The sequence below is a fragment of the Pontibacter chitinilyticus genome (genome assembly GCF_039748935.1).
Lineage (GTDB): Bacteria > Bacteroidota > Bacteroidia > Cytophagales > Hymenobacteraceae > Pontibacter > Pontibacter chitinilyticus.
The window spans coordinates 12,814-39,450 of sequence record NZ_JBDIZJ010000009.1 but is presented as its reverse complement, the minus strand read 5'-3'; the positions used below and the strand labels follow the sequence as shown (position 1 = coordinate 39,450).

27 protein-coding genes are annotated in these 26,637 nt (G+C 50.2%); 3 read left to right on the top strand and 24 right to left on the bottom strand.

Annotated features, from left to right (window positions below; genetic code table 11):
• Positions 1-168 precede the first annotated feature (168 nt).
• The 6 genes from ABDW72_RS13925 to ABDW72_RS13900 all read right to left on the bottom strand — a co-directional run bounded on the left by ABDW72_RS13925 (position 169) and on the right by ABDW72_RS13900 (position 5,571).
• Positions 169-1,059: a cation diffusion facilitator family transporter gene (locus tag ABDW72_RS13925; RefSeq protein ID WP_347159187.1), complete on the bottom strand. Its 891-nt coding sequence runs from the start codon at positions 1,057-1,059 to the stop codon at positions 169-171.
• Between the two features lie 273 nt (positions 1,060-1,332).
• Positions 1,333-1,746, bottom strand: coding sequence for a phage holin family protein (locus ABDW72_RS13920; RefSeq protein ID WP_347159186.1), 414 nt, complete (start codon positions 1,744-1,746; stop codon positions 1,333-1,335).
• Between the two features lie 71 nt (positions 1,747-1,817).
• Entirely contained in the window at positions 1,818-2,498 is a 681-nt protein-coding gene (gene msrA / locus ABDW72_RS13915; RefSeq protein ID WP_347159185.1) for a peptide-methionine (S)-S-oxide reductase MsrA, read from the bottom strand.
• 112 nt (positions 2,499-2,610) lie between these two features.
• Positions 2,611-3,879: a TCR/Tet family MFS transporter gene (locus ABDW72_RS13910; protein ID WP_347159326.1), complete on the bottom strand. Its 1,269-nt coding sequence runs from the start codon at positions 3,877-3,879 to the stop codon at positions 2,611-2,613.
• Between the two features lie 40 nt (positions 3,880-3,919).
• Positions 3,920-4,921: a cation diffusion facilitator family transporter gene (locus ABDW72_RS13905; protein WP_347159184.1), complete on the bottom strand. Its 1,002-nt coding sequence runs from the start codon at positions 4,919-4,921 to the stop codon at positions 3,920-3,922.
• Between the two features lie 362 nt (positions 4,922-5,283).
• Positions 5,284-5,571, bottom strand: a complete 288-nt coding sequence (locus ABDW72_RS13900) for a GIY-YIG nuclease family protein (RefSeq protein WP_347159183.1) — start codon at positions 5,569-5,571, stop codon at positions 5,284-5,286.
• A gap of 371 nt (positions 5,572-5,942) precedes the next feature.
• On the opposite strand from ABDW72_RS13900, the gene ABDW72_RS13895 reads away from it, so the two are divergent.
• Positions 5,943-6,206: a hypothetical protein gene (locus tag ABDW72_RS13895; protein WP_347159182.1), complete on the top strand. Its 264-nt coding sequence runs from the start codon at positions 5,943-5,945 to the stop codon at positions 6,204-6,206.
• Here the strand turns inward: ABDW72_RS13895 and ABDW72_RS13890 are convergent.
• Positions 6,203-6,409, bottom strand: a complete 207-nt coding sequence (locus ABDW72_RS13890) for a hypothetical protein (protein ID WP_347159181.1) — start codon at positions 6,407-6,409, stop codon at positions 6,203-6,205. The genes ABDW72_RS13895 and ABDW72_RS13890 overlap by 4 nt on opposite strands.
• Before the next feature lie 181 nt (positions 6,410-6,590).
• Between ABDW72_RS13890 and ABDW72_RS13885 the strand changes: the two genes are divergently transcribed.
• Complete coding sequence (locus tag ABDW72_RS13885) at positions 6,591-7,376, top strand: pseudouridine synthase (RefSeq protein WP_347159180.1); 786 nt, start codon at positions 6,591-6,593, stop codon at positions 7,374-7,376.
• Here ABDW72_RS13885 and ABDW72_RS13880 read toward each other — a convergent pair.
• The 15 genes from ABDW72_RS13880 to ABDW72_RS13810 all read right to left on the bottom strand — a co-directional run bounded on the left by ABDW72_RS13880 (position 7,324) and on the right by ABDW72_RS13810 (position 22,829).
• Complete coding sequence (locus ABDW72_RS13880) at positions 7,324-7,680, bottom strand: hypothetical protein (RefSeq protein ID WP_347159179.1); 357 nt, start codon at positions 7,678-7,680, stop codon at positions 7,324-7,326. The two genes, ABDW72_RS13885 and ABDW72_RS13880, sit on opposite strands and share 53 nt — an antisense overlap.
• 36 nt (positions 7,681-7,716) lie before the next feature.
• On the bottom strand, positions 7,717-8,664 hold the full coding sequence (locus ABDW72_RS13875; protein WP_347159178.1) for a DnaJ C-terminal domain-containing protein: 948 nt from the start codon (positions 8,662-8,664) through the stop codon (positions 7,717-7,719).
• Between the two features lie 155 nt (positions 8,665-8,819).
• Positions 8,820-9,443, bottom strand: a complete 624-nt coding sequence (locus tag ABDW72_RS20375; protein ID WP_430438156.1) for a YqaE/Pmp3 family membrane protein — start codon at positions 9,441-9,443, stop codon at positions 8,820-8,822.
• 160 nt (positions 9,444-9,603) lie between these two features.
• On the bottom strand, positions 9,604-10,854 hold the full coding sequence (locus ABDW72_RS13865; protein WP_347159177.1) for a carboxylate-amine ligase: 1,251 nt from the start codon (positions 10,852-10,854) through the stop codon (positions 9,604-9,606).
• Positions 10,847-12,316 (bottom strand): RimK family ATP-grasp domain-containing protein, encoded by a 1,470-nt coding sequence (locus tag ABDW72_RS13860; RefSeq protein ID WP_347159175.1) that lies wholly within the window; start codon positions 12,314-12,316, stop codon positions 10,847-10,849. Before ABDW72_RS13860 ends, ABDW72_RS13865 begins: the two co-directional genes overlap by 8 nt.
• Before the next feature lies 1 nt (position 12,317).
• Positions 12,318-13,040, bottom strand: a complete 723-nt coding sequence (locus ABDW72_RS13855; RefSeq protein WP_347159174.1) for a C39 family peptidase — start codon at positions 13,038-13,040, stop codon at positions 12,318-12,320.
• Between the two features lie 387 nt (positions 13,041-13,427).
• A complete protein-coding gene (gene argH, locus ABDW72_RS13850; RefSeq protein ID WP_347159173.1) occupies positions 13,428-14,762 on the bottom strand; it encodes an argininosuccinate lyase in 1,335 nt (444 codons plus the stop codon).
• An 89-nt stretch (positions 14,763-14,851) separates the two neighbouring features.
• A complete protein-coding gene (locus ABDW72_RS13845) occupies positions 14,852-15,940 on the bottom strand; it encodes a M20 family metallo-hydrolase (protein ID WP_347159172.1) in 1,089 nt (362 codons plus the stop codon).
• Positions 15,941-15,949: 9 nt separating this feature from the next.
• Positions 15,950-16,771, bottom strand: a complete 822-nt coding sequence (gene proC, locus ABDW72_RS13840) for a pyrroline-5-carboxylate reductase (protein ID WP_347159171.1) — start codon at positions 16,769-16,771, stop codon at positions 15,950-15,952.
• A 57-nt stretch (positions 16,772-16,828) separates the two neighbouring features.
• Positions 16,829-17,623, bottom strand: coding sequence for an acetylglutamate kinase (argB, locus tag ABDW72_RS13835; protein ID WP_347159170.1), 795 nt, complete (start codon positions 17,621-17,623; stop codon positions 16,829-16,831).
• 140 nt (positions 17,624-17,763) lie between these two features.
• A complete protein-coding gene (locus ABDW72_RS13830) occupies positions 17,764-18,723 on the bottom strand; it encodes a Rossmann-fold NAD(P)-binding domain-containing protein (RefSeq protein WP_347159169.1) in 960 nt (319 codons plus the stop codon).
• Positions 18,720-19,874 carry an aspartate aminotransferase family protein gene (locus ABDW72_RS13825; protein ID WP_347159168.1) on the bottom strand — a complete coding sequence of 385 codons (1,155 nt, stop codon included), beginning with the start codon at positions 19,872-19,874 and terminating at the stop codon, positions 18,720-18,722. Before ABDW72_RS13825 ends, ABDW72_RS13830 begins: the two co-directional genes overlap by 4 nt.
• Before the next feature lie 88 nt (positions 19,875-19,962).
• On the bottom strand, positions 19,963-20,964 hold the full coding sequence (argC, locus tag ABDW72_RS13820) for an N-acetyl-gamma-glutamyl-phosphate reductase (protein ID WP_347159167.1): 1,002 nt from the start codon (positions 20,962-20,964) through the stop codon (positions 19,963-19,965).
• A gap of 1 nt (position 20,965) precedes the next feature.
• Complete coding sequence (gene argG / locus ABDW72_RS13815; protein WP_347159166.1) at positions 20,966-22,165, bottom strand: argininosuccinate synthase; 1,200 nt, start codon at positions 22,163-22,165, stop codon at positions 20,966-20,968.
• A 22-nt stretch (positions 22,166-22,187) separates the two neighbouring features.
• Positions 22,188-22,829 (bottom strand): GNAT family N-acetyltransferase, encoded by a 642-nt coding sequence (locus ABDW72_RS13810; protein WP_347159165.1) that lies wholly within the window; start codon positions 22,827-22,829, stop codon positions 22,188-22,190.
• 529 nt (positions 22,830-23,358) lie between these two features.
• On the opposite strand from ABDW72_RS13810, the gene ABDW72_RS13805 reads away from it, so the two are divergent.
• A complete protein-coding gene (locus ABDW72_RS13805; RefSeq protein WP_347159164.1) occupies positions 23,359-23,649 on the top strand; it encodes a hypothetical protein in 291 nt (96 codons plus the stop codon).
• A 1-nt stretch (position 23,650) separates the two neighbouring features.
• On the opposite strand, the gene ABDW72_RS13800 is transcribed toward ABDW72_RS13805, so the two are convergent.
• Positions 23,651-24,904 (bottom strand): aspartyl protease family protein, encoded by a 1,254-nt coding sequence (locus tag ABDW72_RS13800; protein ID WP_347159163.1) that lies wholly within the window; start codon positions 24,902-24,904, stop codon positions 23,651-23,653.
• Between the two features lie 289 nt (positions 24,905-25,193).
• The gene (locus ABDW72_RS13795) at positions 25,194-26,582 is read right to left on the bottom strand and encodes a voltage-gated chloride channel family protein (RefSeq protein ID WP_347159162.1); all 1,389 of its coding nucleotides are present in this window, start codon (positions 26,580-26,582) and stop codon (positions 25,194-25,196) included.
• Between the last annotated feature and the right edge of the window lie 55 nt (positions 26,583-26,637).

Here is a 26,637-nt window from a genome sequence, read left to right as displayed (position 1 = left end):
AGAGGTTAAGCAGAAGGAGGATTAAGTATAATGTAGCATGAAATCAGCTATACTTTATTCATTACTTAACATAATATAAATTATAAGACTTATAATGTACGATGAAATTTATCTATTAAAGTGTCACTTATAATGTACTTTATGTTAAGTACAAAATGCGTTAATAGTTTAACACTTGTAAGGCCGATATGCTGTATCGTTATAATCTTTTTCGATTTGCAAGGTCGTGTGCGAAATATCAAAGCGCTTGTGCAGTTCTTCCCGAATATCATACAGCAACTGATCATTGTGGCGCTGCGGCACCACTAAATGCGCTGTCAGTGCCGTTTCAGTTGTACTCATGGCCCATACATGCAGATCGTGTACTTCCTGTACACCATCTGCCGCTAATAAGCAAGATTTCACGTCTTCCAGGTTAATTGCTTCAGGCACAGCATCTAGCGCAAGCTTTACAGAATCAACTAATAAGCCCCACGCACTGTATAGAATTACGGCCACAATAACAAAGCTAAGCACCGGATCTATCCATTGTATACCGGTTAGCCTGATCAGTAAGCCGCCAATCACAACGCCCAGAGACACGCCTGCATCAGCGGCCATGTGCAGGAAAGCGCCTTTGATGTTCAGGTCTCCCTGTTGCCCTTTCATAAAAAGCAGCGCCGTAATGGTATTGATCAAAACCCCGATGCCAGCTACGATCATGATGATGTTGCCTGGCACCGGTTCCGGGCTTTGCAGTTTGCTGATAGCATCCCAGGTGATAATGCCGGCAGCAAATATGATCAGCAATCCGTTTACAAGCGAGGCCATGATGGTGGTTTTCCGCAATCCATAGGTATACTTTCCGGATGGGCGCTTTTTAGCTACCCAGGTAGCGGCCCAGGCAAGCAACAGACTTAACACATCGGTGGTATTATGCCCAGCATCTGCCAACAAGGCCGAGGAATGAACGGACAAGCCATAAAACAGCTCCACCGCTACATACAAGATATTAAGCCCCACTCCTATAGCAAAAGTTTTACCGTAATCTCTGGAAGTATGATCGTGCGCATGTGCCATAGAACTCTCTCTTTTGATGTTCTTACGCCCTCAGTATACAAACTGTTATATATTACGGCTTTTTAGCTTTCTACCTGTTAAGAAGATATAATAAGCTGAAAGGCTTATAAAAAAGTTAAAACAGGTGAAACAAAGCCTAAATACTAAAAGATATTCTTCAACTACCCAAGAAAATGCAGTCACAGCTCCCTTACAAGTATAAAAGCCTGCAGTTATGCAGGCTTTTATACTTGTAATCTTCTCTACTTAGATAATCTTCTCTACTTAGAAATGCTAGGCGATGCTACCTTTATATAGCTCGGTGCGCATTAGAGGTTGCTCCAATTTGGTATAAGAGTTCACATTATCGTCGCGGTGCAACCAGCCAACTGCGGCAAGGGCTAACGACGTAACAATAGCGATAAGCAATGCAGGCCAAAAACCATCTACTTTAAAGTTAGTAACCAGCATATCAACCAGCTTGATCATCAGTGCTGTTACAATCAGGTTAATGATGAAACGCAGCAGGAACAATGTGAAAAGATTGAATACAAAGCCAAGTACCAGGCCAATGGTGGCATTAAAAATACTAATCAGAAAGGCTACCCAAAGTGCCGTCCAAAAGCTTTTAACATGCACACTCGGCATCATGTAAGACAGCAGTACGATGACGCCTGCGCTTACTAATAGTTCAAGAAGGAAGTTCATAGTTTTGTGTTTAGTTAACAGTCATGAACTTCATACTACGTGCCCAGGTATAAAATGATGGAGGATTTCCGCTACTCAGCAGCGTTCTCCTTCAGTTTATCATGAAAAACCTTCTCTATCTTATGAATCTTAGGCTTCGCTACCGACTCTATGTAAGGGTTGTTCGGGTTGCGGCGATAGAAATCCTGGTGATATTCTTCTGCTTTCCAAAAGGTTGTCAGAGGTTCGATGGTGGTGACAATCTTATTCTTATAAGTGCCTTTTAGCTGCAGTTCCGCTATGTAGCGTTCAGCTTCTTGTTTCTCCTCCGGGCTATTGTAAAATACTACTGACCGGTATTGCGTACCCACATCCGGGCCCTGACGGTTAAGCGTGGTCGGATCAATAGAAACGAAAAATGCTTCTAGCAACTCATGGTATGTGGTGACCTTCGGGTCGTAATAGATCTGGACAGCTTCGGCGTAGCCGGTAGTGCCTGAGCTCACTTCTTCATACGTCGGGTGCGGCTTGGTACCGCCCGCATAACCTGATACAACGTCTTTGATTCCTCTCAGCCGCTCGAACACACCTTCCGTACACCAGAAGCAGCCTCCTGCAAAAGTAGCCTTCGCCAAGCCGGCGGTATCTATGGGTGTATCCGCCAGCGGGGTGCTGCCCTCCCCTCCTGTTGCATTCTCAGAGGCTGCCTTCGAACAGGACATGGTCAGCAGTACAAGTAATGGCAGTAGTATAGTTTGCAAGCGTATCATCATAAGTATAAGTTTATAGGATTCAGTTACGAGAACAAGTATCCCGTGGATTGGTTTAAGCAAACAACGTACCTAATCCGCCACCTCTCCCCTTATATAAATGGCACCAGTTGATTTAACTGTTACGTTTAAAGCTGCGTGCCGTTAATCCAGCACTCAGGAGCATTAGAACAGCACCAAGTATAAAGGGAGCTCCCGGGAAATGCACCGGCGCGTTTTTTGTTGTAAAATAGGCAAATAAAGACGTCATCAGAGGTGGCCCTACGATGGAAGTGGCACTAATCAGGCTGGTGAGGCCTCCCTGCAACTCCCCTTGCTGGTTGTCGGGAACCTGGTTAGAGATAATGCCCTGCAACGATGGCCCGGCAATGCCACCCAGCGAATACGGGATCAAGCTCACAAACAGGAGCCAGCTTTGGTTTACAACCGCAAAAAGAAAAAAGCCGGCACCATACAACAGCAGCCCAATAAATACGCCCCGCTCCTGCCCGATGGCTGGTATGATATACCGGATTAGTCCCCCTTGCACAATGGCTGCCATAATGCCCATAGCGCCAAGCGAGTAGCCTACCCACGCCTCATTCCAGCTGAACTTTTCCATAGTATAGTAGGTCCAGGTGCTTTGCACAGCATGGCCACCGATGTAAATCAGAACAAGAGACAAAACCAGTCCGGCAATAGCAGGAAACTTGCGGAGATGCTTGAGTGATCCGAAAGGGCTGGCTCTTTTCCAATCGAATGAACGCCTGTTTTCTGGTGATAGTGATTCTGGTAACACAAAGTAGCCATAAAGGCAGTTAAGCAGACTTAGCCCGGCAGAGGCCAGGAAAGGCAACTGCACTCCATACTGCCCCAGAATACCTCCCAGCACCGGCCCGATAATAAAGCCCACGCCAAAGGCAGCCCCAATAATGCCGAAGTTCTGCGCCCGCTTTTCCGGTGTACTGATATCGGCTATATAAGCAGAAGCAGCCGTAAAGCTAGCCCCTGTGATCCCGGATAAAATACGGCCTACAAAAAGCCAGCCAACTGTAGGCGCAAAAGCCATAAAGATATAGTTGACACCGAAGCCCAGCAGCGCGAGCAGGATAACAGGACGGCGACCAAAGCGATCACTGAGGTTACCGAGCACAGGAGCGAAAATGAACTGCATCAGCGCATAGGCAAAAGTCAGCCATCCGCCATACTCCGACGCCTGGCTCAGGTTGCCATGAATCAACTGGCTGATGAGTTTGGGCATAATGGGCACAATCAGGCCCAGACCCGTAATATCAATGAGTAGCGTGATGAATATAAAGCTCAGGGCTGCAGGACGTGCGTTTTTCATGCGGGTAGCTGGCGGTGTAGCAGACTTAAAATGATGCGGTTTTCTGGAAGTTTTTATCCGCTAAAGCTACAAAAGAATTGATACCGATACCTGAATATTAATACAGACTGTGTTTACGGTCGGCAATAACTTTCTCCAGATCCCACGCAACCCGCTCCTGAAAAGGGTGCTGCCGTACGTCGCAATCGGTTTTAAGGCAGATGGAACAGGAGGGTTCGATGCATGGATCGGTGTGGATGAACAGTTCTATACTTGGGTCGATCCTTTCGCGAATCAGTTGGCCCACTGCATCTACCTCGTCGTGGGCCTGTAGCACCGTCAGGTACCAGGGCACCGTCAGGTGACAATCGATGTGGAGCGTGGAGCCATACTTGATTACCCGCAGGTTATGAATATCGATCCAGTTCTCGCGTCGGTTGTCGTTCAGCACCTGTACAATGCGCTTCAGCAGGTCATAGTCTGCCTCATCCATAATACCGGCTACTGAACTGCGCAGAATACGGTAACCTGTAAAGCCTATTATAGCGCCAAATAGAATCGCTACGACACTGTCCAGCCAGATGAGGCCGGTGAGATAGATCAGCAGCAGGCCCACCAGAATACCGGCCGTGGAGTACGCATCAGATTTCAGGTGCCTCCCGCCAGCTATCAGCACCAGGGAGTTATGCTGCTTGCCCCGCCGTTCCGTGATCATTCCCACCCCATAATTTATAAGGCCCGAAACAGCGATCAGGATAATACCTAGGTCCAGCTCCTGCAGCGGAACCGGATGGAACAGGTTGAGGGTAGATTTTATGATGATGATCCCCCCAGCCACAAGGATCATAGAGCCCTCCAGGGTTGAGGCAATAAATTCTATTTTGCCATGCCCGTATGGGTGGTTTTCGTCCCGTGGACGGGCCGAGAGAATCAGGCTGTACAGGGAAAAAGCGCCTGCCACCACGTTGATGATCGACTCCAGGGCATCTGTGAGGATTGCATTGGAATTGGTCAGAAAAAAAGCGACGAACTTACCAACCAGCAGCAGCACGCCTACGGCTACAACCAGCATCTGCAGCCGTACACTATCACTCTTATTTTTTATAGTTTGATCTAGCATGAATGATCCGGGGGAACAAGTAAAAAAGCGCTGCAAAGCAGTATGGGGCGGCAAAGGTACGGCGATGCTGGTTGAAAGGCTAGTGCCCTTCTGCTTTTTCTGCTTTTCGTTAATAACAGGTTGACGGAACTACTGTACCTGCTTGCATTTAGCAATACCTACATTGGTATGCCTTTGCAACAGGTAAAACCTGATAGGCAACACAACCTAAATGCCTGTTCTATTTAGGGGCAAAACATATTTGACAGCGGCAACAGTTCTGCTTCAGAAAAAAACTGCAGCTGATACCCATTGCTTTACCGGGTATACATAAAAAAAGCGGAACACCAGGTTTCGCTTTTTTTTATGAACTGCTGTTCTTTTCACCCGTTCAAGGTATCGCTTAAGTCCAGCCAGTTGGGGTTCATCGACTCGATCAGCATATAGGTTGAGTCAATGCCGCCACTTTTTATCTGACGTTCCCGGTTTAAAGCTATCTCTTCCACGTCATAGTGCTCATAGTAAACCAGGTTTGAACCTGATGGTTGCGGGGTGCTCTGCCGGACATTCAGCACATGCTGCTCCAGGTTGCCTGCTATACCTACCTGTACATCTGTGCGGGGGTTGCCGCCAAAGATGTAAACAAAATAATGGGCGCTTTGTGGTTGCATAATATCTGTGTTTTCAAGCTTATACGATGATGCTGCTTTGGCGTTGAGGGAACCGCTGGCAACTTGTTCAGATGTCGAAAATAAGCAGCATAGTCCGCTACAGATCGCCAGAGATTACAGGAGCCCTCTTGCCAAACAGCTTTTAAGTATAAACGGCCGAAGAGCACTGTTCGTATGCAGGCAGTTCACCTTTTAACCTGCAGGCACCAAGATAGTTGCAACTGGCAATGAGAAAGCATCATACGGAAGGACGGCTTCGCCAAGGATGCGCAGCAGCACTGAATAGGCAAACGGTGAAAGGATTTTCTAACAAAGGAAGAGTATTTATACTTGTGGAGTGCGTATACAGTACCCAATAGACACAGCAGAACATGCCACTTAACCTGAAACTGGAAAAAATACTGGATAAAGTATATGCCCCGCAGGAGCGAATTGATGGGAAATTCTCAGGAAACGACATCACGTACATTACCAATGAACGCGGCGAGCCTGTGACGCTGTTTATTGGCCGCCGGCGAGAGGGCGGAAGTATAAGCGGAGAGCGGTATGTGCGCCGAATCGTGCGGGATCCCGCCACCCAGCTTATTCAGAAGAGCCACTGGGAGCTTAAAGGCAAAGTTATCCGCGGCGCTTAGTTCTCCATTTCTTCTAGGTCAAAGTCTTTGCCCCTGCCATACTGGTAAAGGTCGTGCAGCAGGTACATATCGAGTGTATGCAGGTCCTTTACCCGAAAAACATCTTCTTCAGGCATGTCTACCACCTGGAACTCAAACGTCTCCCCATAGTTTCGCAGCCTGTATTTCTTCCCTTTCCGTAAGTTGTTGATCGATATCGCCATGCGCTCTGTTGTTGTCTGCTTGATATTAACCTGCAAGATACTAAAACCAGCGTCTATACTTAAAGTTCTGCCATGCAGTTTAAAGTACTTTTTCTGTTATTTGCCTGTTAGCACTACGCACGGCTTATGTATAGGACAAGTATAAATTCCCTACCTTTGGCAATTTAAACGCTTTACTAGTGTGCTTGAGATAATTTATGAAGACGCCCATTACGTTGCCATCAACAAACCCAACGGATTGCTGGTGCACCGAACCCGGATTGCCGAAGAAAAGAAGGAATTTGCACTGCAGCTACTCCGGGACCAGTTAGGCTATCGCGTGTACCCGCTGCATCGCCTGGACCGGGGCACTTCCGGCGTGCTCCTGTTCTCTAAAACACCAGAAGCAGCGGCACCCGTTGTAAAAGCTTTTGCTGAGCAGGAAGCAGACAAGACCTACTTCGCTATTGTGCGGGGCTATACCTCAGAAACTGACAGAATTGATCATCCTATTCAACCGGATAAAGACCATCGGAACAAACCGGCGCAGGATGCCGTCACCTGTTATAACCGGTTAGCCACCGTGGAATTGCCTATACCGGTGGGACGCTACAACACAGCCCGCTATAGCCTGGTGCGCATAAAGCCTGAAACCGGCCGTATGCACCAGATACGCAAACACTTTGCTCATATCCGGCATTACATAGTTGGCGACAAACGACACGGCGACTGGCGGCACAATCTTATGTTTGCAGAACAGCTACAAAGTGCTTTCCTGTTGCTGCATGCCGCTGAACTTACTTTTCTGCATCCGTTTACCGGGCAAACTGTGCGTATAAAAGCACAGTTGCCGGAGAATATGCAGCGCCTGTGCCAGCAATTTGATTGGGGTGAGGTGCTGCAGCAACAGCAAGCATTGCCGCAGCCGATCCCTTTCAGCTTAGGTGAAGCGCCCGTTTCACCATTTCCACCTGCGCCCGCGCAATAAGGTTGTTGCGTGAGTCGGCATTGATCACCATCAGCATGTAGGCCATAGGCGATAAGCGCCAGTCCTGCACTACTTCGCCTTGGCTGGACCGGAAAACCACCTTGAAATTTTCGCGCAACGGCAGGTGCATAGAGGAGCATACCTCTGTGGCGCGGCGGATGGCTTGGCTCAGTTCCTCCATACTCTGGCAACCTTTATCGTTCAGCAGGTCGCTGGCATAATAAGTAAGCTGGCTTTCAGCCAGGCTGTTTATAAAGTCGCCGATGGGGCTATGCTCAACTGTTTGTTCAATGGAAACTAGCATAACAGGTACATTAGCTTTGTTAGATCAGTTCATAATTTATACATGCGCGGTGCGGGCTGTCTGCAGGTCGCGTAGTTGTTGCAACAGGTGCTTCTCTTCGTCTGTGAGGTTAGTAGGCAGCGCCACTTCTATTTTTACGTAAAGATCACCGTGCTGGTCAGCTTTGCCATAAACGGGCATGCCTTTACCGCGCAGGCGGAGTGTTTTGCCGGCTTGCGTACCAGCAGGTATCGTCAGCTTTAACTGACCGCTTAAGGTGTTTACCTGAGCACTGCCACCAAGTATGGCCGTGTACATATCTACAGACAGCGAAGTGTGCAGATCGTTTCCCTGACGCTCAAAGCGCGGATCTGGCTGCACATGCACATTGATGTACAGGTCGCCGCTGGTACCCCCTGCCGCTGCCGGGCCTCCTTTGCCTTTGATGCGCAACGTCTGCCCGTCGGCTACACCCGGTTTGGTGGTAATGCGCAGCTGCTGGTTGTTTACTGTTAATAAACGTGAAGTGCCGTCATGCGCTTCCTGCAGCGAGATTTCCATTTCGGCCTGGTAGTCCTGGCCCTGTGGTGTTCTGGTTCTGCCCGCCCGTTGTCCGCCAAAACCGCCAGCACCGCCTCCGCCAAAGAACTGCTGAAAAAAGTCGGAGAACCCGCCACCACCTCCGCCGCCAAACATATCATTAAAGTCGCCTTGTGAGTAGGAACCCTGGAAGCCGCCACCCTGCTGGCCTGCATACGGGTTGCCGCCGGCGTTATGGAACTGCCGCCAGTTAGCGCCTAATTGATCATACTGCTTGCGCTTTTCTTCCTCGCCCAGCACTTCGTAGGCTTCGCTGATGTCTTTAAACTTTTCTTCTGCGGCTTTATCGCCTTTGTTCTTATCCGGGTGATACTTTTTTGCCAGTGCACGGTACGCCTTCTTGATGTCGGCTTGTGAGGCAGACTTTTCTACGCCCAATACTTTGTAGTAGTCTTTATAATCCATGCTGATGCTTGATTTCTGTTTAAAGGAGTAAGTAAACTCCACATGGTGCTTGTTACAATTAAACGCAAGTTAATTTTAGGAGGTTAACTCAATGCGCTTGAAAACAGAAAAAGCACCGGGATTGCCGGTGCTTTTTCTGTTTTATACTGTCAGGATCAAACCGTGTCGGTTACAACCAGTAAGGCGTAAATGATACCTGGAATCCAGAACAGCAAGGTTAGGATGATACTGATCCAAAAGGAAGTGCCAATCCCGTCATGCAGGAAAACGGCTAGTGGGGGCAGCAAAACAGCCAGAATGATCTCTACAATAGAAGTTCGGCCTCCGTCCTGGTATTTAGCCTCCTTCAGTTCTTTTTTCACCTCCTTTTTAAAGGACTTCTTTTCGGCTTTCGTCATATTCGCCAGGCGCTCTTTCGCCATCGCCAGCGCTTCTGCCTCTGTAATGGTTTTAGGGGCAGGTGTAGCAACTGTTGTAGCAGGTGCGGCCGGAACTTTAGCTAAAACAGGCAGCTTGCGCGGTCGTACTGTAGGTGCAGGAGTAACATTTGCTTCCAGCACCGGCTCGGCTGTAGCGGCGGCGGCCTGTTCTTCAGCAGCAGCTAATGCCGTTTCTGAAAGTGTAGGAGTTATAACAGTTTCGGCTGCAGGCTTCTGCTTTTGGTTGTATGCGGCAGGCTTGTTAGCAGCAAACTCATAATATTTTGCCGTGTTACAGGCAAAAAGGAATTGGCCAAGGACTAATACCATGGCCAAATGAAGTAAACTTTTCAGTTTCATAGTTGTGGGGTTAAATGAATAAATAATTTACCTATGCCATATAAGTTAAATGGAAGCATCAATCCTGTTTGCATACTATAAACTGTTCTTTTTAGTTGTGCAAAGCACCCGGAATCTAAGCATAGCTACTTGGTGAGATATAATTGGGTTAAGTTGCGACTTATAAATCAGGTATAAACAAATCCCCTGTGTTTAAACAGGTTGCAAGCTGCTTGTATACCTGGATGATGGCTTCTTCAGAGGGACGAGTACCCAGCGCCTGAAATATGCGGTGCGACAGATTGCCCTTGTGCAAAATGGTGCTGAGAGCTTTCGCTACTTCCGGCTGATCGTGCAGTTCTATTACCTGCTCATCCAGGTGTTGCCACATCTCTCCTGCTGTGATGGGAGCTTCTCCCTCTAGGCCAAAACACTTTTTATAAGCCATATCAGTCAGCACAGCATCCTGCCCCTCTTTGATAACCTGCAGCAGCATTTCCGAGAGCCGGTCCTCGTTCCATTGCTTCAACTCAGCTACCGGCACCCAGCGCTCCGAAACCAGCGCCCGGACCACGGCTACTACCGTCTGAAGTATGGCCAGGTCTGCTAAAGGGCATTCCTGAATATCGATCAGGCGTATCTCGATGGCATTACGTTCAAAACGGGCAATCGCTCCCCGCGAGTTCAGGAATTCTTCCTGCAGCACACCCTCCGGATCGAGCGGCGCAATATCCTGGTAGATGCGCTGCAAAATCTGCTCCTCATACGCCTGTTTGCTGAACACGGCTTCCGGAATAACCTTTCCGGCGACGCTGGGCACTTTGTCCTGGTTATGGCGGTATACTTCTAAGCGCGTGTCCTGGTAGCCACTCACCTTGCCATCAAGTATAGGCGACGAGGCACTGAGCGCAGGGATCAGCGGCAGCACCATCCGGATGGCAGCATGCAGCTTTTCGAATTCGGCATCACCGGCAAAAGGCAGGTTCAGGTGGGTGCTCTGCAAATTGGCCCAGCCATGCCCCCTGCAATCAAACACTTTATTATATGCCTCGTAAATAGCGTTGTGCTCATGTGGCCATAACTTGGTTTCGGTAAAGGGATTCATGAGCGGGTGCGCGCCCGTTGGCAAAAGGCAGGCATCATACTTGCACAACAGTTGGTTAATGTGCTGCACATGGGCCTGAAACTTCGGATACAAGCCGACAAGCGAGGGCGAGGGCTCCTGGGTCTTCAGTTCCACCACATGCAAAACCAACTCATTGCTCCAGGCAACATCCCCAAACTCCACATCCGACACATACGCCCCTACTTCCTCATAGATCAGCTGATCAGTGATCGGCGCCACCTGCAGGGTATCGGAACGCACAATCATGTATTCCATTTCTACCCCATAAGCTTCAAACAGGTGCAGGGGTTTGCGTACATTACTCATCAGATCTGAAGTTTTTATGGTTATCAATACGGCGCTTGATAGAGCGCATAATAGAAGTATATAGCTCTTTCTTCAGGATCTTATCTTCACAGCCGGCATCTATACTGGGGTTATCATTCACTTCAATCACGTAGGCTTTGCCATCAATGTCTTTCAGGTCCACGCCATACAAACCGTCGCCTATCAAGTTGGCCGCTTTTAAAGCGGTGTGCAGCACATGAAACGGCACTTGCTCGAAGGGCACTTGCTCTGCATCGCCTTCCTCGTCCTGCTTTTTACCGCTCCAGTTGTAGATCTGCCAGTGACCTTTTGCCATGAAATACTTGCAGGCATAAAGCGGTTGCTTGTCCAGGATGCCGATGCGCCAGTCGTAGGCAGTGGGCGTGTACTCCTGCCCGATTATAAGCTCCGAGTCCTGCAACATCTTGTCTAATTCCTTCTCCAGGCTGCGTTTGTCCTTGGCTTTTACCACGCCTAGGGAGAAAGAACTATCTGGCTTTTTAAGCACACAGGGCAGCCCCAATAGCGCCTCCACCTGGTCCCGGTTATCTTTATGGATGATCATGGTTTTAGGGATCGGCACCTTGGCTTTAGCTAGCAGCTCGGCCAGGTATACTTTGTTCGTGCAGCGCAGAATAGATTCCGGATCGTCGATCACCACCAGCCCATCGGCAAAAGCCTTGCGCGAAAAACGATACGTATGGTGGTTTACGGCCGTAGTTTCCCGGATAAAGAGCGCGTCAAATTCCGGCAGGCGGCGGTAGTCGTCTTTGGTAATGAGTTCGGTGTAGAATCCCAGACTTTCGGCAGCTTCCACAAAGTTTTGTATGGCTTTATCGTTTGATGGTGGCGCTTTTTCGGCAGGGTCTACCAAAATGGCCAGGTCGTATATTTTGCGGGTGAGCTTTGCGCCGGCAAACCTGTGGCGGGCAAAGTAAGCTTTGGCAAAACGTTTCAGGTATTTGTGGTGGTGTTCGGGCACATCATTTATGGGAATGGCCGAAATGCTCTGCAGCACCCACTCGTCTTTGTAAACAAATTGCGCCCGCAGGAGCGGTGCCTGAAACAGGTCGTGCAGTTGCTTGCAAAGCTTGTCATACTTCTGCGCCACATTTTGCCCGAAGTATATACTTAAAGTAAAGCTCTTGGAACGCAGACTGCTGAGGCTTTTCTGAATCAGGTCGTTTATCTCCACCGTAATTGCCCGTGCAATAGTAGGGCTCTTCAGGTCCTGCATCGTCGTGACGCTGGGAATCGCTTTATGGCCCCTTGCCTCAGCCAGCAGCGATACATAATAGCCACCGCTCTGGTAGCGGTACGATCGACAAAGATTGAAGATGCGGGCATTTTTGATATCAGTATAGGCGGCACCGGTCAGGTATGTTTGTGCGTCTACCACTTCCACATCTTCTATAGGCACTTCCCAATCTTTGAGAAAGTCCACAACAACTATTTTTCGCATGTTATTTTTGCACAGGTTCTTTAAGAGCCGGCTGTATGGCCAGCAGGTTAGCATCGAAGGTAGCCATGCCCAGCATGATCGAATTTATCAGGTGCGATGCGTTTACCTCGTAATAGTTATCCTTAAAGTAAGGGTTCTCGCGGTAAGGATCTGCCACTACGACTCTTTTCTGATCCTCGCCAAAACCACAGAGCACCACAAAATGACCCATTGGGTAGCCTTGGATATCATCGTAAATGGAATTGCCTGCTTCGTCGCTGGTTTCGCGGGCGCTCTGGTACAGGTAAGTGGCGCTAAGGCCGGTGAGCAGCGGAATGTTTTGTTCAAAGTACTCCCGCAGTAACGACTTGGTGAGGTCGCGGCATTTGATCTGGCCTCCTAGCTGCAGAAAGTCGATGTAGGCCTGCGTGGCCCTAGTAAATTTGCTGCCTTTTTTAAAGTCAAGTTGCTGCTCCAGTTTTTGGATTACTTCCTCGTTGCTTAGCCCAATCCAGGTGGGGTCAAAAACATGCAGGTTGTAAGTATAAATGGAGGCCTTATACCCGCGCCGCAAGGCATGGCAGGCCAGTAGCACTTCCAGCGTACCTCCTTCATCTAGGTAAGGAACTTCTCTGATGACTTCCCCCAGCGAAATGGTATCTTTGAAATAGCGGTACACAGCATGCAGGCTGGTAGGGCCGCAGGTGGAGTCATCGGGTTGCGTATGGATCTTTATTGGAATCACAGGCTGTCGCTTTATTTTCAGTAAAGAATCGGTGAGCCTGTATACGTCTTGCAGGGTATAAGTTTTAGTACTATACAAAGAAGTAAGCACACGAATTTGCAAGCCTTTCTTTTCCTCGCTTTTCGAGGTAAAAAGCACCGGAAAATAAGCCGCTTTGCAGCTACCGTGCTGCTGAACATTCTTCTGCTGGAGTACATACTACCATGTTCCGGAGGGGTAAAGTTTCATAAGAAAAAGCTGCGTTTTAAGCGGGCATAAAGCTCTTATTTACGGAAAGAACATAATCTACCATACGGCTGTGATGTATGCATCCGGAAACTTCAAACAGCCTGGCTAAACACAGTGGAACAGGTGGCAACCTGACTTGGCAAAACGTCGAGCATGCGCTTAGAACGCCAGCAGTTTCTCATAAGCCTGCGCAACGCGCCCGAAGTTGAACTCCTGCAGCAACTGCTCCATTTGTGCAGCAATTTCTGCGGTACACAGGTTGCCCATACTTCCTTCGTGTGTGTGGTTAATGGCATTAGGTGCAGCAAAAGTACCGGTATCTATACTTTCTCCCACCGCTTTGTAGGCATCACGGAAGGGCTTACCTGCCAACACTTGCGCATTCACGGCATCCACGCTGAAGAGGTATTTATACTTGTCATCTTCCAGGATATGGTCTTTTACCTGCAGCTGCGGCAAAATGTAGGTCAGAATACCCAGGCAATCCTGCAGCTCGTTGAAAGCCGGGAAAAGGGATTCTTTCAGCACCTGCAGCTCGCGGTGGTAACCGGAAGGCAGGTTAATGAGTAGCATCGCTATTTCGGTTGGCAATGCCTGCAGCCTGTTACACTTGCCGCGCACCAGTTCAAACACGTCGGGGTTCTTTTTGTGCGGCATGATGCTGGAGCCGGTGGTCAGTGTATCGGGCAAACTGATGAAGCTGAAATTCTGGCTCATGTACAGGCACAGGTCCATGGCCATTTTAGCCAGTGTAGCCGCTACCGAGGCGAGCGCTATACTTACGATCTTTTCAGTTTTACCGCGCCCCATCTGCGCATACACCACGTTATAGTTCAGGCTTTGGAAGCCCAGCAGATCCGTCGTCAGCTGGCGGTTAAGCGGAAAAGAAGATCCGTAACCGGCAGCAGAGCCCAGAGGATTTTTGTCGGTGATCTTATAAGCTGCCAGCAAAAGCTGCATGTCATCTACCAGGCTCTCTGCATAAGCCCCAAACCACAAGCCGAACGAGGAAGGCATGGCTACCTGCAGGTGCGTATACCCCGGCAGCAGCACCGCTTTATGGGTTTCACTTAGTTGCTGTAGCACATCAAAAAACTCCTTCACCTGTCCTACTGTTTGTTGCAGTTGGCTCCGGAAGTATAACTTTAAATCCAGCAGCACCTGGTCGTTACGCGAGCGGCCGCTATGAATCTTTTTGCCCGCCTCCCCTACACGGCGCGTCAGCTCCAGTTCTACCTGCGAGTGAATGTCTTCCACACCTGCTTCTATGGAAAAGTTGCCGGCTTCAATGCGCTGGTAAATGTGCTTTAGCTCCGTCTGTAGCAGGCGCAGTTCTTCCGCCGAAAGCAAACCTATACTTTGCAGCATGCGTGTATGCGCCAGAGAACCAAGCACGTCAAACGCTGCCATTTCCATGTCTAGTTCCGGGTCTTTCCCCACCGTAAACCGTTCCACTTCTTTTTCAACGCCTGTGTTCTTTTGCCAGAGTTTCATGCTTTTGTGTGCTTTTCAGTGAAAGTGTTATTATTGAAAGTAGGATGCCGCCGCTCTACAGCTGCATTTACAAGTATAACTAGTGGGCTTTAGGATGTTGCAGAAACGATAACCCGTTCCAGTAACTTAATGTATAAATTGATACCCTCCTCTATTTCGTGCAGGTAGATAAACTCATCCGCCATGTGAGAGCGACCCGAAAAGCCGGGTCCCATTTTTAGCGACGGAATGGGCAATAATGCCTGATCAGAGGTAGTCGGTGAGCCGTATGTGGTGCGCCCCAGTGCCAGTCCTGCTTGCACCAGCGGATGCTCCACAGGTATCGAAGAGGGCTTCAGGCGCATGGAACGCGGTGTTACTTCTGCCTTAACCTGCTGCCGAATCACCTGCAGCACTTCCTCCATGGTATAGGCATCCGTCAACCTGACATCGACCGTAAACTGACAGGTATCCGGCACAACATTATGCTGGGTGCCCGCCTGCACCAGTGTGACGCTCATCTTCACAGGTCCCAGGTGTTCCGACACGCGTGGAAACCGGTACTGCCTGAACCATTCGATATCAGGCAGCGCCTCGTAAATGGCATTCACCCCTTCTTCGCGGGCAGCATGGCCTGCTTTGCCTATTGCAGTGCAATCCAGCACCAGTAGTCCTTTTTCGGCTATGGCCAGTTGCATCTCCGTTGGTTCTCCAACAATGGCAGCATCCAGGTTCCCTAACTGTGGCAGGATCAGCTCGATGCCATTCCGCCCGGAAATCTCTTCTTCAGCCGTAGCTGCCATTACCAGGTTATAAGCGAGCTTGTCGTGCTGGTAGAAGTATAAAAAGGTAGCTATTAGGGACACAAGGCAGCCGCCGGCATCATTACTGCCGAGGCCAAATAATTTTCCTTCCTCCAGTGTAGCGGCAAACGGATCGCGGGTGTAGCCAGCGTTGGGCTTTACCGTGTCGTGGTGCGAGTTGAGGAGTAGCGTTGGCAAGGTAGGGTTGTAATGCTTGTTAAAAGCCCATACGTTGTGCTGCTCCCGGTGTACTGCCACTCCCTGCCGCTGCAGAAAAGATGCGAGCACATCCGCCGTTTGGCCCTCCTCTTTACTGAAAGAAGGCGTCCGGATCAAATGCTGAAGCAAGGGTATGGCTTCGTCGTACAGCTGCCGGGGAGTCAAAGTCAAAGGCATGCTGGTCTTTTATTTATCTTTCTGATAGAGTTGTTCCGCCTTGTCTGACGAGGTCCGGATGCCTTTGATCATGGCAGAACTGAAGCCGTGGTGCTCCATCTCGTTAAGGCCCGCAATGGTACAGCCTTTGGGGGAAGTTACTTTGTCGATCTCGTTTTCCGGGTGGCTCTGGAAGTGTAGCAGCAGCGATGCCGCACCTTTAGCTGTTTGGGCCGCCATACGCAGGGCATCCTTGGCATGAAAACCTATTTCAGTGCCTCCCTGCGTTGCTGCGCGGATGGAGCGCAGGAAAAAAGCTATGCCACAGGCACAGAGCGCTGTTGCAGAGGTCATCAGCTCCTCCTCTATCTCGATGGTCTCACCAACGGCCGCAAAAATTTCGTTTACTACTTTCAGGCTCTCCTTTCCAGCTTTACCACCCGCTATACACGTCATCGACTCGCGAATAGCAATCGCCGTATTTGGCATCGCCCGGACTACCTCTACCTCTTTACCTACCCGCTGCACAATATCAGCAACCATCACACCGGTCACAATGGAAACGATCAGATGACGCTGCGGATCAATAGCAGTGGCAATGGTATCCAGCACCGCATTGAGCTGCTGGGGCAAAATGCTCAGAATGATCAGATCGGCAGCAGCTACTGCCGCGGCATTGTCGCTTGTTACCACAAATCCCTTCTCAGCCATACTATCGAGCGAGCGGGTATTGCGGCGCGTCAGGGTGATGTCCTCCGCTTTATACTTGCCGGCGGCAACCATTCCCTTTGCCAGGGCCACGCCCATGTTGCCGCCTCCCAGTATAGCTACTTTTTTATTTGCTGCATTCATCAGTTTCGCTTTAAGTTGATCAATAGAATTCCTGAAAGCTTTCTGTACCAGTATAGCTTAGCAGGTGAGCAGGGTGCCCGCCCCGCTGTTTGCGACAAGATCGCTAATTTCGGCGGCATCCCCTATCTGCACTGCCTTCACGCCTTGGTCTAGTGCAGCAAAGGCGTTGTCCAGCTTGGGCAGCATGCCTGCTGATACTACGCCTGCTTCCTTCAGCGCTTTATACTTTGCCTTGCCGATGACCGGGATCACAGAAGCATCATCTGTTGCGTCCAGCAACACGCCGGCTTTTTCAAAACAATAGATCAGGCGCACATTATACTTGCCGGCCAACGCTGTGGCCAGCACCGAGGCGATGGTATCAGCATTGGTGTTGAGCATGTTGCCCTGGCCATCATGCGTGAGCGGGGCGAAAACCGGGGTAAGCCCCAATTGCAGCAGCCCCGCCAAGGCCGTAGTATTTATACTTGCCGGACCCGCCACATCGCCTGCAAAGCCATAATCCACTTGTTCGACGGCACGTTTCCTGGCTGGTATGCTGTTAGCATCGGCACCTGTTAACCCGATGGCATTGCAGCCGGCAGCCTGCAGTTGCGCCACTACCTGCTTGTTCACCAAGCCACCATAGACCATTGTTACCAGCTCCAGCGTTTCAGCATCCGTAATGCGGCGGCCCTCTACCAGTTGCGGTTCTATACCCAAGCGCCGGCCTATAGCCGAGGCAATCTTCCCTCCGCCATGCACCAACAGCTTTGCTCCGGGCAAATCGGCAAAGTCGCTCAGAAAGCGACGCAGCTTTTGGGCGTCATCCAGAATATTCCCCCCTATTTTAATTACGAACAGCTCCTGCATTTGAACTTAAAATTGCTATGTAATTGCCACAAGTATAACCAAGTTAAACAGCTTACAAATAAGCTAATACCTTACTACAACATCCACTTATACTTACAGCACCGGCTCCGGCGATATGTAGTATACCGCTACAAGTAAGTTTAATGTGCTTTTAACTGCTCCAGCATTGTTTTTAGTACCGCCTGTGCAGCATAGGTGCGGTTGTTAGCCTGCTCCAGTACCAGTGAGTTGGGCCCATCCAGGATCTCATCGCTCAGCTCAACATTGCGGCGCACTGGCAGGCAGTGCATCACTTTGGCGTTATTGCTGCCCTGTAGTTTCTCGTTTGTCAGCATCCATTCCTGCGCATCCGGTAGCACCTTGCCATAGTCATTGTAAGCTGACCAGTTCTTGACGTATACAAAATCCGCATCCTGCAAGGCCTCCTGCTGGTTGTAGGTAACCGTAGCGCCTTGGGTAAACGCATCGGCCAGTTCAAAGCCTTCAGGGTGCGTGATCACCAGGTCCACATCGGCCTGGCCCATCCACTCAGCAAAAGAGTTGGCAACGCATTGCGGCAGCGCCTTTACGTGGGGCGCCCAGGTCAGCACGACTTTCGGGCGTTTGCCTGCCGGGGTGTTTTCGGTGATGGTAACCTGGTCGGCCAGGCTTTGCAGCGGGTGGCGCGTAGCTGATTCCAAACTCACCACCGGCACTTGGCAGTAGCGGATGAATTGGTGTAGCAGGTCTTCGCTGTAATCTTCTTCGCGGTTCTGCAATTTCGGAAACGAACGGAGACCCAGAATATCGCAGTACTGCCCCATCACAGCGGCAGCTTCCTTGATGTGCTCTACCGTTGCCCCGTTCATAATGGCTCCCTCCTGTGTCTCCAGCGCCCATCCTTCCTTGTCCAGGTTTAGCACCATAACATTCATTCCTAAATTCTGAGCTGCTTTCTGCGTGCTCATGCGCGTGCGGAGACTAGGGTTCAGGAAGATTAGGCCTAAGGTGCGGTTTTCGCCTAAAGATTTATACTTGTAAGGATGTTTTTTTAAGTGCAGCGCCTCTTTTACCAGTGCTTTCGGATCGCTTACATCGTGCACTGAGGTGAAATTCTTCATGCTTCCTGTGGTTGTGATTTGTACATAACAGCTTCAAAGGCAGAAAGAAAACTTTCTGCTTCGCGGCGCCCGATACAAAGCGGGGGCAGCAGGCGAAGCGTATTTTTATCGGAAGACGAGCCGGTAAAGATCTTATGCTCTTTCAACAGCCGCTGCCGGATGGGGGCGCAGGGTTGCTCCATCTCCACGCCGATCATCAGGCCCTTGCCCCGCACTTCGCGTACGCCGGGCAGCTGCTTTAGCTCCTCAAGCAGCCATTTGCCGACAGTGCGGGCATTTTCCAGCAGGTCTTCCTGCTCCATCACTTCCAGTACAGCCAAGCCTGCGGCACAAGCCAGGTAATTGCCGCCAAAGGTGGTGCCCAGCATGCCATGTCTGGCCTCTATGTCGGGGCTGATGAGCATGCCGGCAACCGGAAAGCCGTTGCCCATACCTTTTGCCACTGTAATCAGGTCAGGTTTAATGTCTGTGTATTGGTGTGCAAAGAATTTGCCTGAACGGCCATAGCCGGATTGTACCTCATCCAGAATGAGCAGGGCGCCCACCCGCTCGCATCCGGCAGCCAGTGCTTTGAGAAAAGCAGGTTCCGGGAAATGCACTCCGCCCACGCCCTGTATGCCTTCTACAATTACGGCAGCCAGTTCGGGGCCATGCTCCTGCAGGGTTTTGGCAAATGCCTCTAGGTCATTCAGCGGAAGGAAGATGACGTTATCCGTTTCGTTTATCGGCGCGATAATGCCAGGATTATCTGTAACAGCTACGGCAGCGGAAGTGCGGCCATGGAAAGCGCCTTTAAAAGCGATGACCTTTTTGCGTCCGGTATGGAAAGAGGCTACTTTCAGTGCATTCTCGTTTGCTTCAGCTCCGGAATTGCAGAGAAAGAGCTTGTAATTGGGGTAGCCGCTTAGCTCTCCCAGTTTATCAGCCAGTTCCTGCTGCTGGGGCACCTGCACGGAGTTGGAGTAAAAGCCGATATCATACAACTGGCGCGCTACGCGCTTCACATAGTGCGGATGGCTGTGGCCGATGGAGATCACCGCATGCCCGCCGTAAAGGTCGAGGTAGCGTGTGCCTTTATCGTCCCATACATAGAGGCCCTGTGCCCGTACAGGTGTTATGTCGAATAGTGGATAAACATCAAACAAATCCATAAGTGATGACTTTAGAGATAAGAGGTAAGACAATAAAGAAAGTACTTGACGTACATACTAGTAAGTATAAGTTGTTAAATAATTCCTTTTAGAAAGCCGTAGCTTTAAACCTCAAACCGGCTGTCTCTTCCAAACCGAAAAGTAGGTTCATATTCTGCACCGCCTGCCCTGCAGCTCCTTTCAGGAGGTTATCAATAATGCTGGTGATCACCAGTTGCTGCCCGTGTTTTTCGAGATAGAGCACACACTTATTGGTATTCACCACTTGCTTCAGGTCTGGGTTTTGCGGACTGAGGAGTACAAACGGATGGCTGCTGTAGAACTCCTCGTACAGCTCCTGTGCTTGCTCCAAGGTCAGATCCGTTTCCAGATAGGCTGTGATGAAAATGCCGCGCGCAAATGGCCCCCGATAAGGTATAAAGTGCAGCGTAGGCTGAATTTCGGGCTGCAGATGCATGAGGGTGCGGCCTACTTCGCGCAGGTGCTGGTGCTGCATCACTTTGTAGGTAGATACATTTTCCGTTCGCCAGCTGAAGTGCGATGTCGGGCTCAGGCTCTGGCCGGCACCTGTGCTGCCCGTGATGCCGCTTAGGTGCACCTCCACCGGTAACAACTGCTGTTGCGCCAGGGGCAACAAGGCAAGCTGTATAGCAGTGGCGAAGCAGCCAGGATTGGCTATATGCTGCGCCTGTTCGATTACATCGCGCTGCAGCTCAGGCAGGCCGTAGACAAAGATGCGCTCACCAGCCGCTACAGCAGGCGCAGCGGTCGTTTCATTCCAGCGGAAATCCTGACTTAAATCGATTGTTTTAGTGGATGATGCTATAGTACTTGCTTCCAGATACTTGCTAGCCTCACCATGCCCGGCGCATAGAAAAAGTACGTCTACATCTGCAGTAGCAGCGGCCGTAAAATTCAGGTCCGTTTCACCCAGCAGGTCAGTATGTATAGCAGAGATTAGTTTGCCTGCCTGGCTGCCACTCTGGGCAAAAATTAGCTGCACGTGCGGGTGCTGCAGCAAAAGCCGCAGTAACTCGCCGCCTGCATACCCTGCTGCACCTATAACACCTGCTTTTATGCTTGCTGCCATCCTAAAACTCGGTGCCGTTTATTTTGTGGTACATCATGGCCTGGTTGCCGAATATCTTGGCAAAGCCTTTTACATCATCGCCGCTCCAGGCATTGTTCATCTCTCCATAGCTACCGAACTTCGACGACATGAGGTCATGTGCCGACTCCACTCCTTCCACCTGGAAGCGGTAAGGCGCCAGCAGCACGTGTACTTTGCCCGTCACATTTTGCTGCGTATCCTGCAGAAAGGCTTCGATGTTTCGCATCACCGGATCTACAAACTGACCTTCGTGCAGCCAGTTACCATAGAAAGTCGCCAGCTGATCTTTCCAGTTCAGCTGCCATTTGGTAAGCACATGCTTTTCTAACGTATGATGTGCTTTGATAATCACCATCGGAGCTGCCGCTTCAAAGCCAACGCGACCTTTGATACCGATGATGGTATCGCCCACGTGAATGTCGCGGCCGATGCCGAAGGGCGCCACCTGCTCCTGCAGGGCTTGTATAGCTTTCACCGGATTTTCGAACGTTTTGTCATCCAAGCCAACTAACTCGCCTTTCTCAAATATCAACGTCACCCGCTCGGGCTGTTGTTTGGTCACGGCTGTTGGGTAGGCACTTTCCGGCAGCGGCAGGTGTGAGGTCAACGTTTCTTTGCCGCCCACCGAGGTGCCCCAGATGCCTTTGTTGATAGAATATTGTGCTTTCTGGAAGTCCATCTCCACGCCATGCTGCTTCAGATAATCAATCTCCTGCTCGCGCGATAACTTGTTGTCGCGGATAGGTGTGAGGATCTCCACTTCAGGAACCATAATATGGAAGATCATATCGAAGCGCACCTGGTCGTTGCCGGCACCAGTGCTGCCATGTGCTACATAGGCTGCCCCCAGCGCTTTGGCCTGTCGGGCAATGCCCATCGCCTGCGTTACCCGTTCGGCACTTACCGACAGTGGGTAGGTATTGTTCTTCAACACGTTGCCGAAGATCAGGTATTTGATGCTGCTCTGATAGTAGTTATCAGTTTCATCCAGTGTCAGGTGTTCTTTTACACCCAGGCTGTAAGCGCGTCTTTCTATCTCGTGCAGCTCATCTTCCGAAAAGCCACCGGTATTTACCAGTACAGAATATACTTCTAGGCCTTTCTCCTCCTTCAGGTATTTTACACAGTACGAGGTGTCCAGTCCGCCGCTGAAAGCTAAAACTACGAGGTTATTGTTCATGTATTCGGGTGCTATAGTATGCTTATAAACAAAAATTAACGGGCGCTTTCGCCTGCTCCGGGGGCGTGATGTATTCGAGGGTCGTTATGGTTTGCCTCCGGCGCTCTTCCTGCTTCTTTTCGCGCTCCGGATCAAAGAGCATGGCCGTGCAGAGGCAGTTGGTACGGCCTTTCATCGTCAGGATATCATGGTTCACACAGCTCTTGCAACCGGCCCAGAAGGCTTCATCGTCCGTCAGTTCTGAGTAGGTGACCGGCCGGTAGCCCAGGTCCGAATTGATCTTCATAACCGCTAGCGCCGTGGTGAGGCCAAAGATCTTTGCGTCCGGGTATTTGGTACGGGAGAGCTCGAATATCTTATTCTTGATCTGCTTGGCCAGGCCACTCTTGCGCAGCTCCGGCGACACGATCAGGCCCGAGTTCGCCACATACTTGCCGTGGCCCCAAGTTTCGATGTAGCAGAAGCCTGCCCAAGCGCCACTAGGGTGCAGCGCTATTACAGCTTTGCCTTCCTGCATCTTCTGGGCTACATATTCAGGGGAACGTTTGGCAATACCGGTCCCTCTAGCTTTGGCAGAGGCTTCCATTTCTTCGCAAATCTGTAAGGCGTAGATAATGTGTTGCTCATTGGCAACCATAACGTTAAAAGCAGGTTGATTGCTCATATTGGTAAACTGGAGCTGTGCCGCACACAGCGCTTAAATGGCAAATAGAAAAAAATGCTTCAGCAACAGCAGCCTGTAAAGCTGTGCCGGAAAGCTGACTCAATTAAAATATGTGGAGGTTGGCTACGATCAACGTAGCCGGGGAGCGCAGGGGCCTAGGGCCTGAGACGCTGAGAAGGTAGGGCCTGCCTATAAACTATCCTTCCTAAAAGGATAGAAAAACGCGCACCCTTTGCACAAGAGTGTTTTATCACAGCAGATGATAAAAATGGTTTTTGTTGCATTTGTCTCTTTAAATAAAAATCGGGTGTATTCTTTTACCCTTATTCAACGCAAATGTTTCGGATAATTTTTGAGTTATCCAACTTTTAACGGAGATAAATTTAAAAGAATTTCCGGAAAGTGGCTGTCCGTTAGATACACTTGTATGCTGCTGCATGGGTGTAGCGGTTTATACTTCGGCTTTTGCACGGAAACCCCTAACTTGCGGGCAGTAGGCGCTGCCGCAGGCACATGAGTTATTCAAAACATGAAAAAGTTATCTATCCGCGTATTTATTGGCATTCTTTTTTCCGCTATCGGCACCGTTTCGCTCTTGATGAGCAAGGAAGCCCTGATTGCTGCTACCTGGCTCAGTTTTGGCAACGGCCTGATTCTTTCCGACCTACGCTTTACGGCCAAAGATGAGAAGGGAAATGTTTTTGTCAAGCCCATCCCTCCGGCGCGAATGTATGCTGCTATTTTCCTGGTGATACTGGCGGTGCTGCTGCTACTCTTCCAAGCTTACCTCGACTTTGCTGGTAAGGCAGCGGCAAAATAAATCAGATACGGCTTTGCAGCACCAAACTGACGTTTATGACTTTCGTATCGCGCCGTAACTTGATGCTGAGCTTTCGCCCCGGCCTGCTTTCCAGAGTATCCAACACATCATTCAAGCTCATTTCTGTGCAGCTTTTACCGTTAATGGAAATCAGCTCGTCGCCATACATAATGCCAGCCATATTGGCAGGTGAGTTTTGCACCACATGCGAAACGACATAAAAATTGAGGCCCGGCATGGGCGTACTGATCTCAAACCCTGTCATGTTAAAGTGAAAAGGCTCTTTAAATTTGCTGTTGGGGATAAGCAGCAGCCGCTCGTGGGGGTAATCGAAAACAACTGTAAACCGCTTTAGAATATCCGAACCAAGGTTACCATTTCGGTTTGCCACGCCCAATGCGAGCTTAATGGCTTCTTCATCTGGGTATGAGGCGGGCAGGTTTTGTAGCTCGTACCGGCCCATGCTAAATCCATCCAATCGGCCTATTTTCCCGTTGATGTCGCCGCTCAGCCCCCGGCCCAGGTAAGCCTCCATTGTTTTAGGGGGCAGCATCAGCCTGTCATCGGTGGGCAGGTAGAGGGAAAGCGTATGGCTGGCGCCGGTATCTACCACCAGCTTTACTTCCAGCGTATCGCCGTTGTGCTGCCGTACTTTTGCATAAATGTAAGCTTTGTCATTTTCAATGTGTAATGGGTACTCCTCTGCTTTGCGCTTCTTTTTAAGTATAATATCGGGGCGGTAGAGGGTAAGCACACGACCGCTGTAATTCACCTTCACCACAAAGTTCTTGAAGATATCATACCCAATAATGCCATGTATGGGCATGCCCATGTATGTAGAGAGGTTAAAGATATCTTCCATCAGCACGTTCACTTCCTGGTTCTCTCCCTTGATGCCGGTCATTTGCAGGCTATTGCCGGTGGAGATAACCGCTTCGATGGTATAGCCGGTGCCCAGGCCCCGGATCTGGGTACGCTGCACATTTTTCAGATCCAGTGAATCGGTGAAAAAGAGCCGTGTAATGAGGGTATTCCGTACGCCCGTATCGAGGATAAAATTAAGCGAGTTAGAGTTGTTGATCTTGGCCGGAATAACGATCAGGTTATGCACCAGCTTGAAGGGGATATTGATTTTTTTCCTGTTGGAGGTAAAATAAACAGTATCGCGCAATTCTCCCTGCCCCTCCTGTGCCTGAACTGGCGGCACCAAAAAGGACCATAAGCTAAGAAGTAGCAGAAAACCAATTCTTAACATGGCGAAAGCACATCAAAGGATGGAGCAAACATTTACATGATTATACGGATTTTTAAGTATAAAAACAATATTTACTTCCAAAAATTCAATCATCCGAAGTATAGGACTGCATCAGTGCGAAGGATAACTGAAAATAGCTGCTATTTGCCCCAGAAGAAACATTCTGGCTACGTTGGCGCAGGTATACTTCACCCTGCTTGCAACAACGGGTGCTGCTCTGTTGTTAAGGTAAGTGGTTTGGAAGTGCTGTGCCAGCAAGGGATATGTGGCTGGTGTTATGACGTTGATCTTACTTTCTCTTTTTTGTCGGGAGCTTATACTTGGCTAGCTTCTGGTATACATACCCTTTCCTGCGGTTAATATCCGCTAAAGAAGGTTCCTCCCCAATTGGCGCGTCAAATATCTTTGGTACGGCAATTCGTTGGGCGCTGTAAATACCAGAATGGCCGCTGAAGAAATAGGCTGTAAAGCAGGCTACGGCAAAGAACAGCACGTGCTCGCCGCCAAACAACTCCACTCCCATTACTGTACAGGCCAGCGGCGTATTAGTAGCACCGGCAAACACGGCAATAAAGCCAAGCGCCGCAAACAGACTGACCGGCGCATGCAGGAGCCCGGATAAGGTGTTGCCCAGCGTTGCCCCAATATAGAACAAAGGCGTTACTTCGCCCCCTTTAAAGCCCGATGCCAGCGTTACAGATGTATAAATCGTTTTCCAGAGCCAGCTCCAGGTATCAGCGCCGCCCGCCCAAAATGCGGAAGGAATGGTTACTGCTCCCGGATATTCCGGCGCTACTCCGAGGCTTAGGTAATCGGGTTTACCAAGTATAAACGTCAGCGCGATGATGAGCAATCCGCCCAGCACCGGGATCATCCATTTGTACTTCAGCAGCTGCAGCAGAAAGGCTTTCAGCTCGTGTACCATCGTCGCAAACAGGAAACTGGCCAGCCCAAAAGCAGCAGAAGCGACAATGACCTTGCCAAGTAAGAACAGATCCAGCCGCAAATAATCAGAGAGGAAATAGGGAACCTGCGGCAGAATGTCGATGTGGTAAGTGGTATGCTGCACGCCCCAGGCGGCCACAGTGGCGTCGCCGAGAACGCTGGCGATGAGCGCCGGCAGCAGCGCGTCGTATTGGATTCGCCCGATGGTGAGCACTTCCATTGCGAAGATAGCCCCGGTGAGTGGCGTACCAAATACCGCCCCAAAGCCGGCCGCTATGCCGGCTGTGAGCACCAGGCGCATATCCGCCCCACGCAGTTTAAACCAGTTCCCGAAAAGGGCTGCAATGCTTCCCCCGATCTGCACGGCTGTTCCCTCACGGCCGGCGGAGCCTCCGAAGAGGTGCGTGATCACAGTAGTGAACAGGATAACAGGCGCCATCTGGATGGGCACTCCGCCACCAGGCGTATGGATTTCCTCCATAATCAGGTTATTGCCCTTCTCAGAGGACTTGCCCACCGACTGATAAATTGCGTGGATCAGCAGGCCGGCCAATGGAAGCAGGTAAAGCAAGCCCGGATGCCGGAACCGGTACTGAATGGCTCCATGCAGGAGCCACAGAAACAGCGCTACCATGCTACCGATCACGACGGCAACAGGCAGGATGAGCAGTGTCCAGCGGATGAGTTGCTTCAGAATAACAAAATGTACCGCGTCGTTTCTTTTGGCAGACATATCGTTTAGCAACTAGCGGGACAAAAAATCAATTTGAAAACACTGGTACACGGCG

Excerpts from the sequence above, each read along its gene's own strand:
- ABDW72_RS13925 (WP_347159187.1), bottom strand. The coding sequence starts at position 1,059 with ATGGCACATGCGCACGATCATACTTCCAGAGATTACGGTAAAACTTTT.
- ABDW72_RS13920 (WP_347159186.1), bottom strand. The coding sequence starts at position 1,746 with ATGAACTTCCTTCTTGAACTATTAGTAAGCGCAGGCGTCATCGTACTG.
- msrA (WP_347159185.1), bottom strand. The coding sequence starts at position 2,498 with ATGATGATACGCTTGCAAACTATACTACTGCCATTACTTGTACTGCTG.
- ABDW72_RS13905 (WP_347159184.1), bottom strand. The coding sequence starts at position 4,921 with ATGCTAGATCAAACTATAAAAAATAAGAGTGATAGTGTACGGCTGCAG.
- ABDW72_RS13900 (WP_347159183.1), bottom strand. The coding sequence starts at position 5,571 with ATGCAACCACAAAGCGCCCATTATTTTGTTTACATCTTTGGCGGCAAC.
- ABDW72_RS13895 (WP_347159182.1), top strand. The coding sequence starts at position 5,943 with ATGCCACTTAACCTGAAACTGGAAAAAATACTGGATAAAGTATATGCC.
- ABDW72_RS13890 (WP_347159181.1), bottom strand. The coding sequence starts at position 6,409 with ATGGCGATATCGATCAACAACTTACGGAAAGGGAAGAAATACAGGCTG.
- ABDW72_RS13880 (WP_347159179.1), bottom strand. The coding sequence starts at position 7,680 with ATGCTAGTTTCCATTGAACAAACAGTTGAGCATAGCCCCATCGGCGAC.
- ABDW72_RS13875 (WP_347159178.1), bottom strand. The coding sequence starts at position 8,664 with ATGGATTATAAAGACTACTACAAAGTATTGGGCGTAGAAAAGTCTGCC.
- ABDW72_RS20375 (WP_430438156.1), bottom strand. The coding sequence starts at position 9,443 with ATGAAACTGAAAAGTTTACTTCATTTGGCCATGGTATTAGTCCTTGGC.
- ABDW72_RS13865 (WP_347159177.1), bottom strand. The coding sequence starts at position 10,854 with ATGAGTAATGTACGCAAACCCCTGCACCTGTTTGAAGCTTATGGGGTA.
- ABDW72_RS13860 (WP_347159175.1), bottom strand. The coding sequence starts at position 12,316 with ATGCGAAAAATAGTTGTTGTGGACTTTCTCAAAGATTGGGAAGTGCCT.
- argH (WP_347159173.1), bottom strand. The coding sequence starts at position 14,762 with ATGAAACTCTGGCAAAAGAACACAGGCGTTGAAAAAGAAGTGGAACGG.
- ABDW72_RS13845 (WP_347159172.1), bottom strand. The coding sequence starts at position 15,940 with ATGCCTTTGACTTTGACTCCCCGGCAGCTGTACGACGAAGCCATACCC.
- proC (WP_347159171.1), bottom strand. The coding sequence starts at position 16,771 with ATGAATGCAGCAAATAAAAAAGTAGCTATACTGGGAGGCGGCAACATG.
- argB (WP_347159170.1), bottom strand. The coding sequence starts at position 17,623 with ATGCAGGAGCTGTTCGTAATTAAAATAGGGGGGAATATTCTGGATGAC.
- ABDW72_RS13830 (WP_347159169.1), bottom strand. The coding sequence starts at position 18,723 with ATGAAGAATTTCACCTCAGTGCACGATGTAAGCGATCCGAAAGCACTG.
- ABDW72_RS13825 (WP_347159168.1), bottom strand. The coding sequence starts at position 19,874 with ATGGATTTGTTTGATGTTTATCCACTATTCGACATAACACCTGTACGG.
- argC (WP_347159167.1), bottom strand. The coding sequence starts at position 20,964 with ATGGCAGCAAGCATAAAAGCAGGTGTTATAGGTGCAGCAGGGTATGCA.
- argG (WP_347159166.1), bottom strand. The coding sequence starts at position 22,165 with ATGAACAATAACCTCGTAGTTTTAGCTTTCAGCGGCGGACTGGACACC.
- ABDW72_RS13810 (WP_347159165.1), bottom strand. The coding sequence starts at position 22,829 with ATGAGCAATCAACCTGCTTTTAACGTTATGGTTGCCAATGAGCAACAC.
- ABDW72_RS13805 (WP_347159164.1), top strand. The coding sequence starts at position 23,359 with ATGAAAAAGTTATCTATCCGCGTATTTATTGGCATTCTTTTTTCCGCT.
- ABDW72_RS13800 (WP_347159163.1), bottom strand. The coding sequence starts at position 24,904 with ATGTTAAGAATTGGTTTTCTGCTACTTCTTAGCTTATGGTCCTTTTTG.
- ABDW72_RS13795 (WP_347159162.1), bottom strand. The coding sequence starts at position 26,582 with ATGTCTGCCAAAAGAAACGACGCGGTACATTTTGTTATTCTGAAGCAA.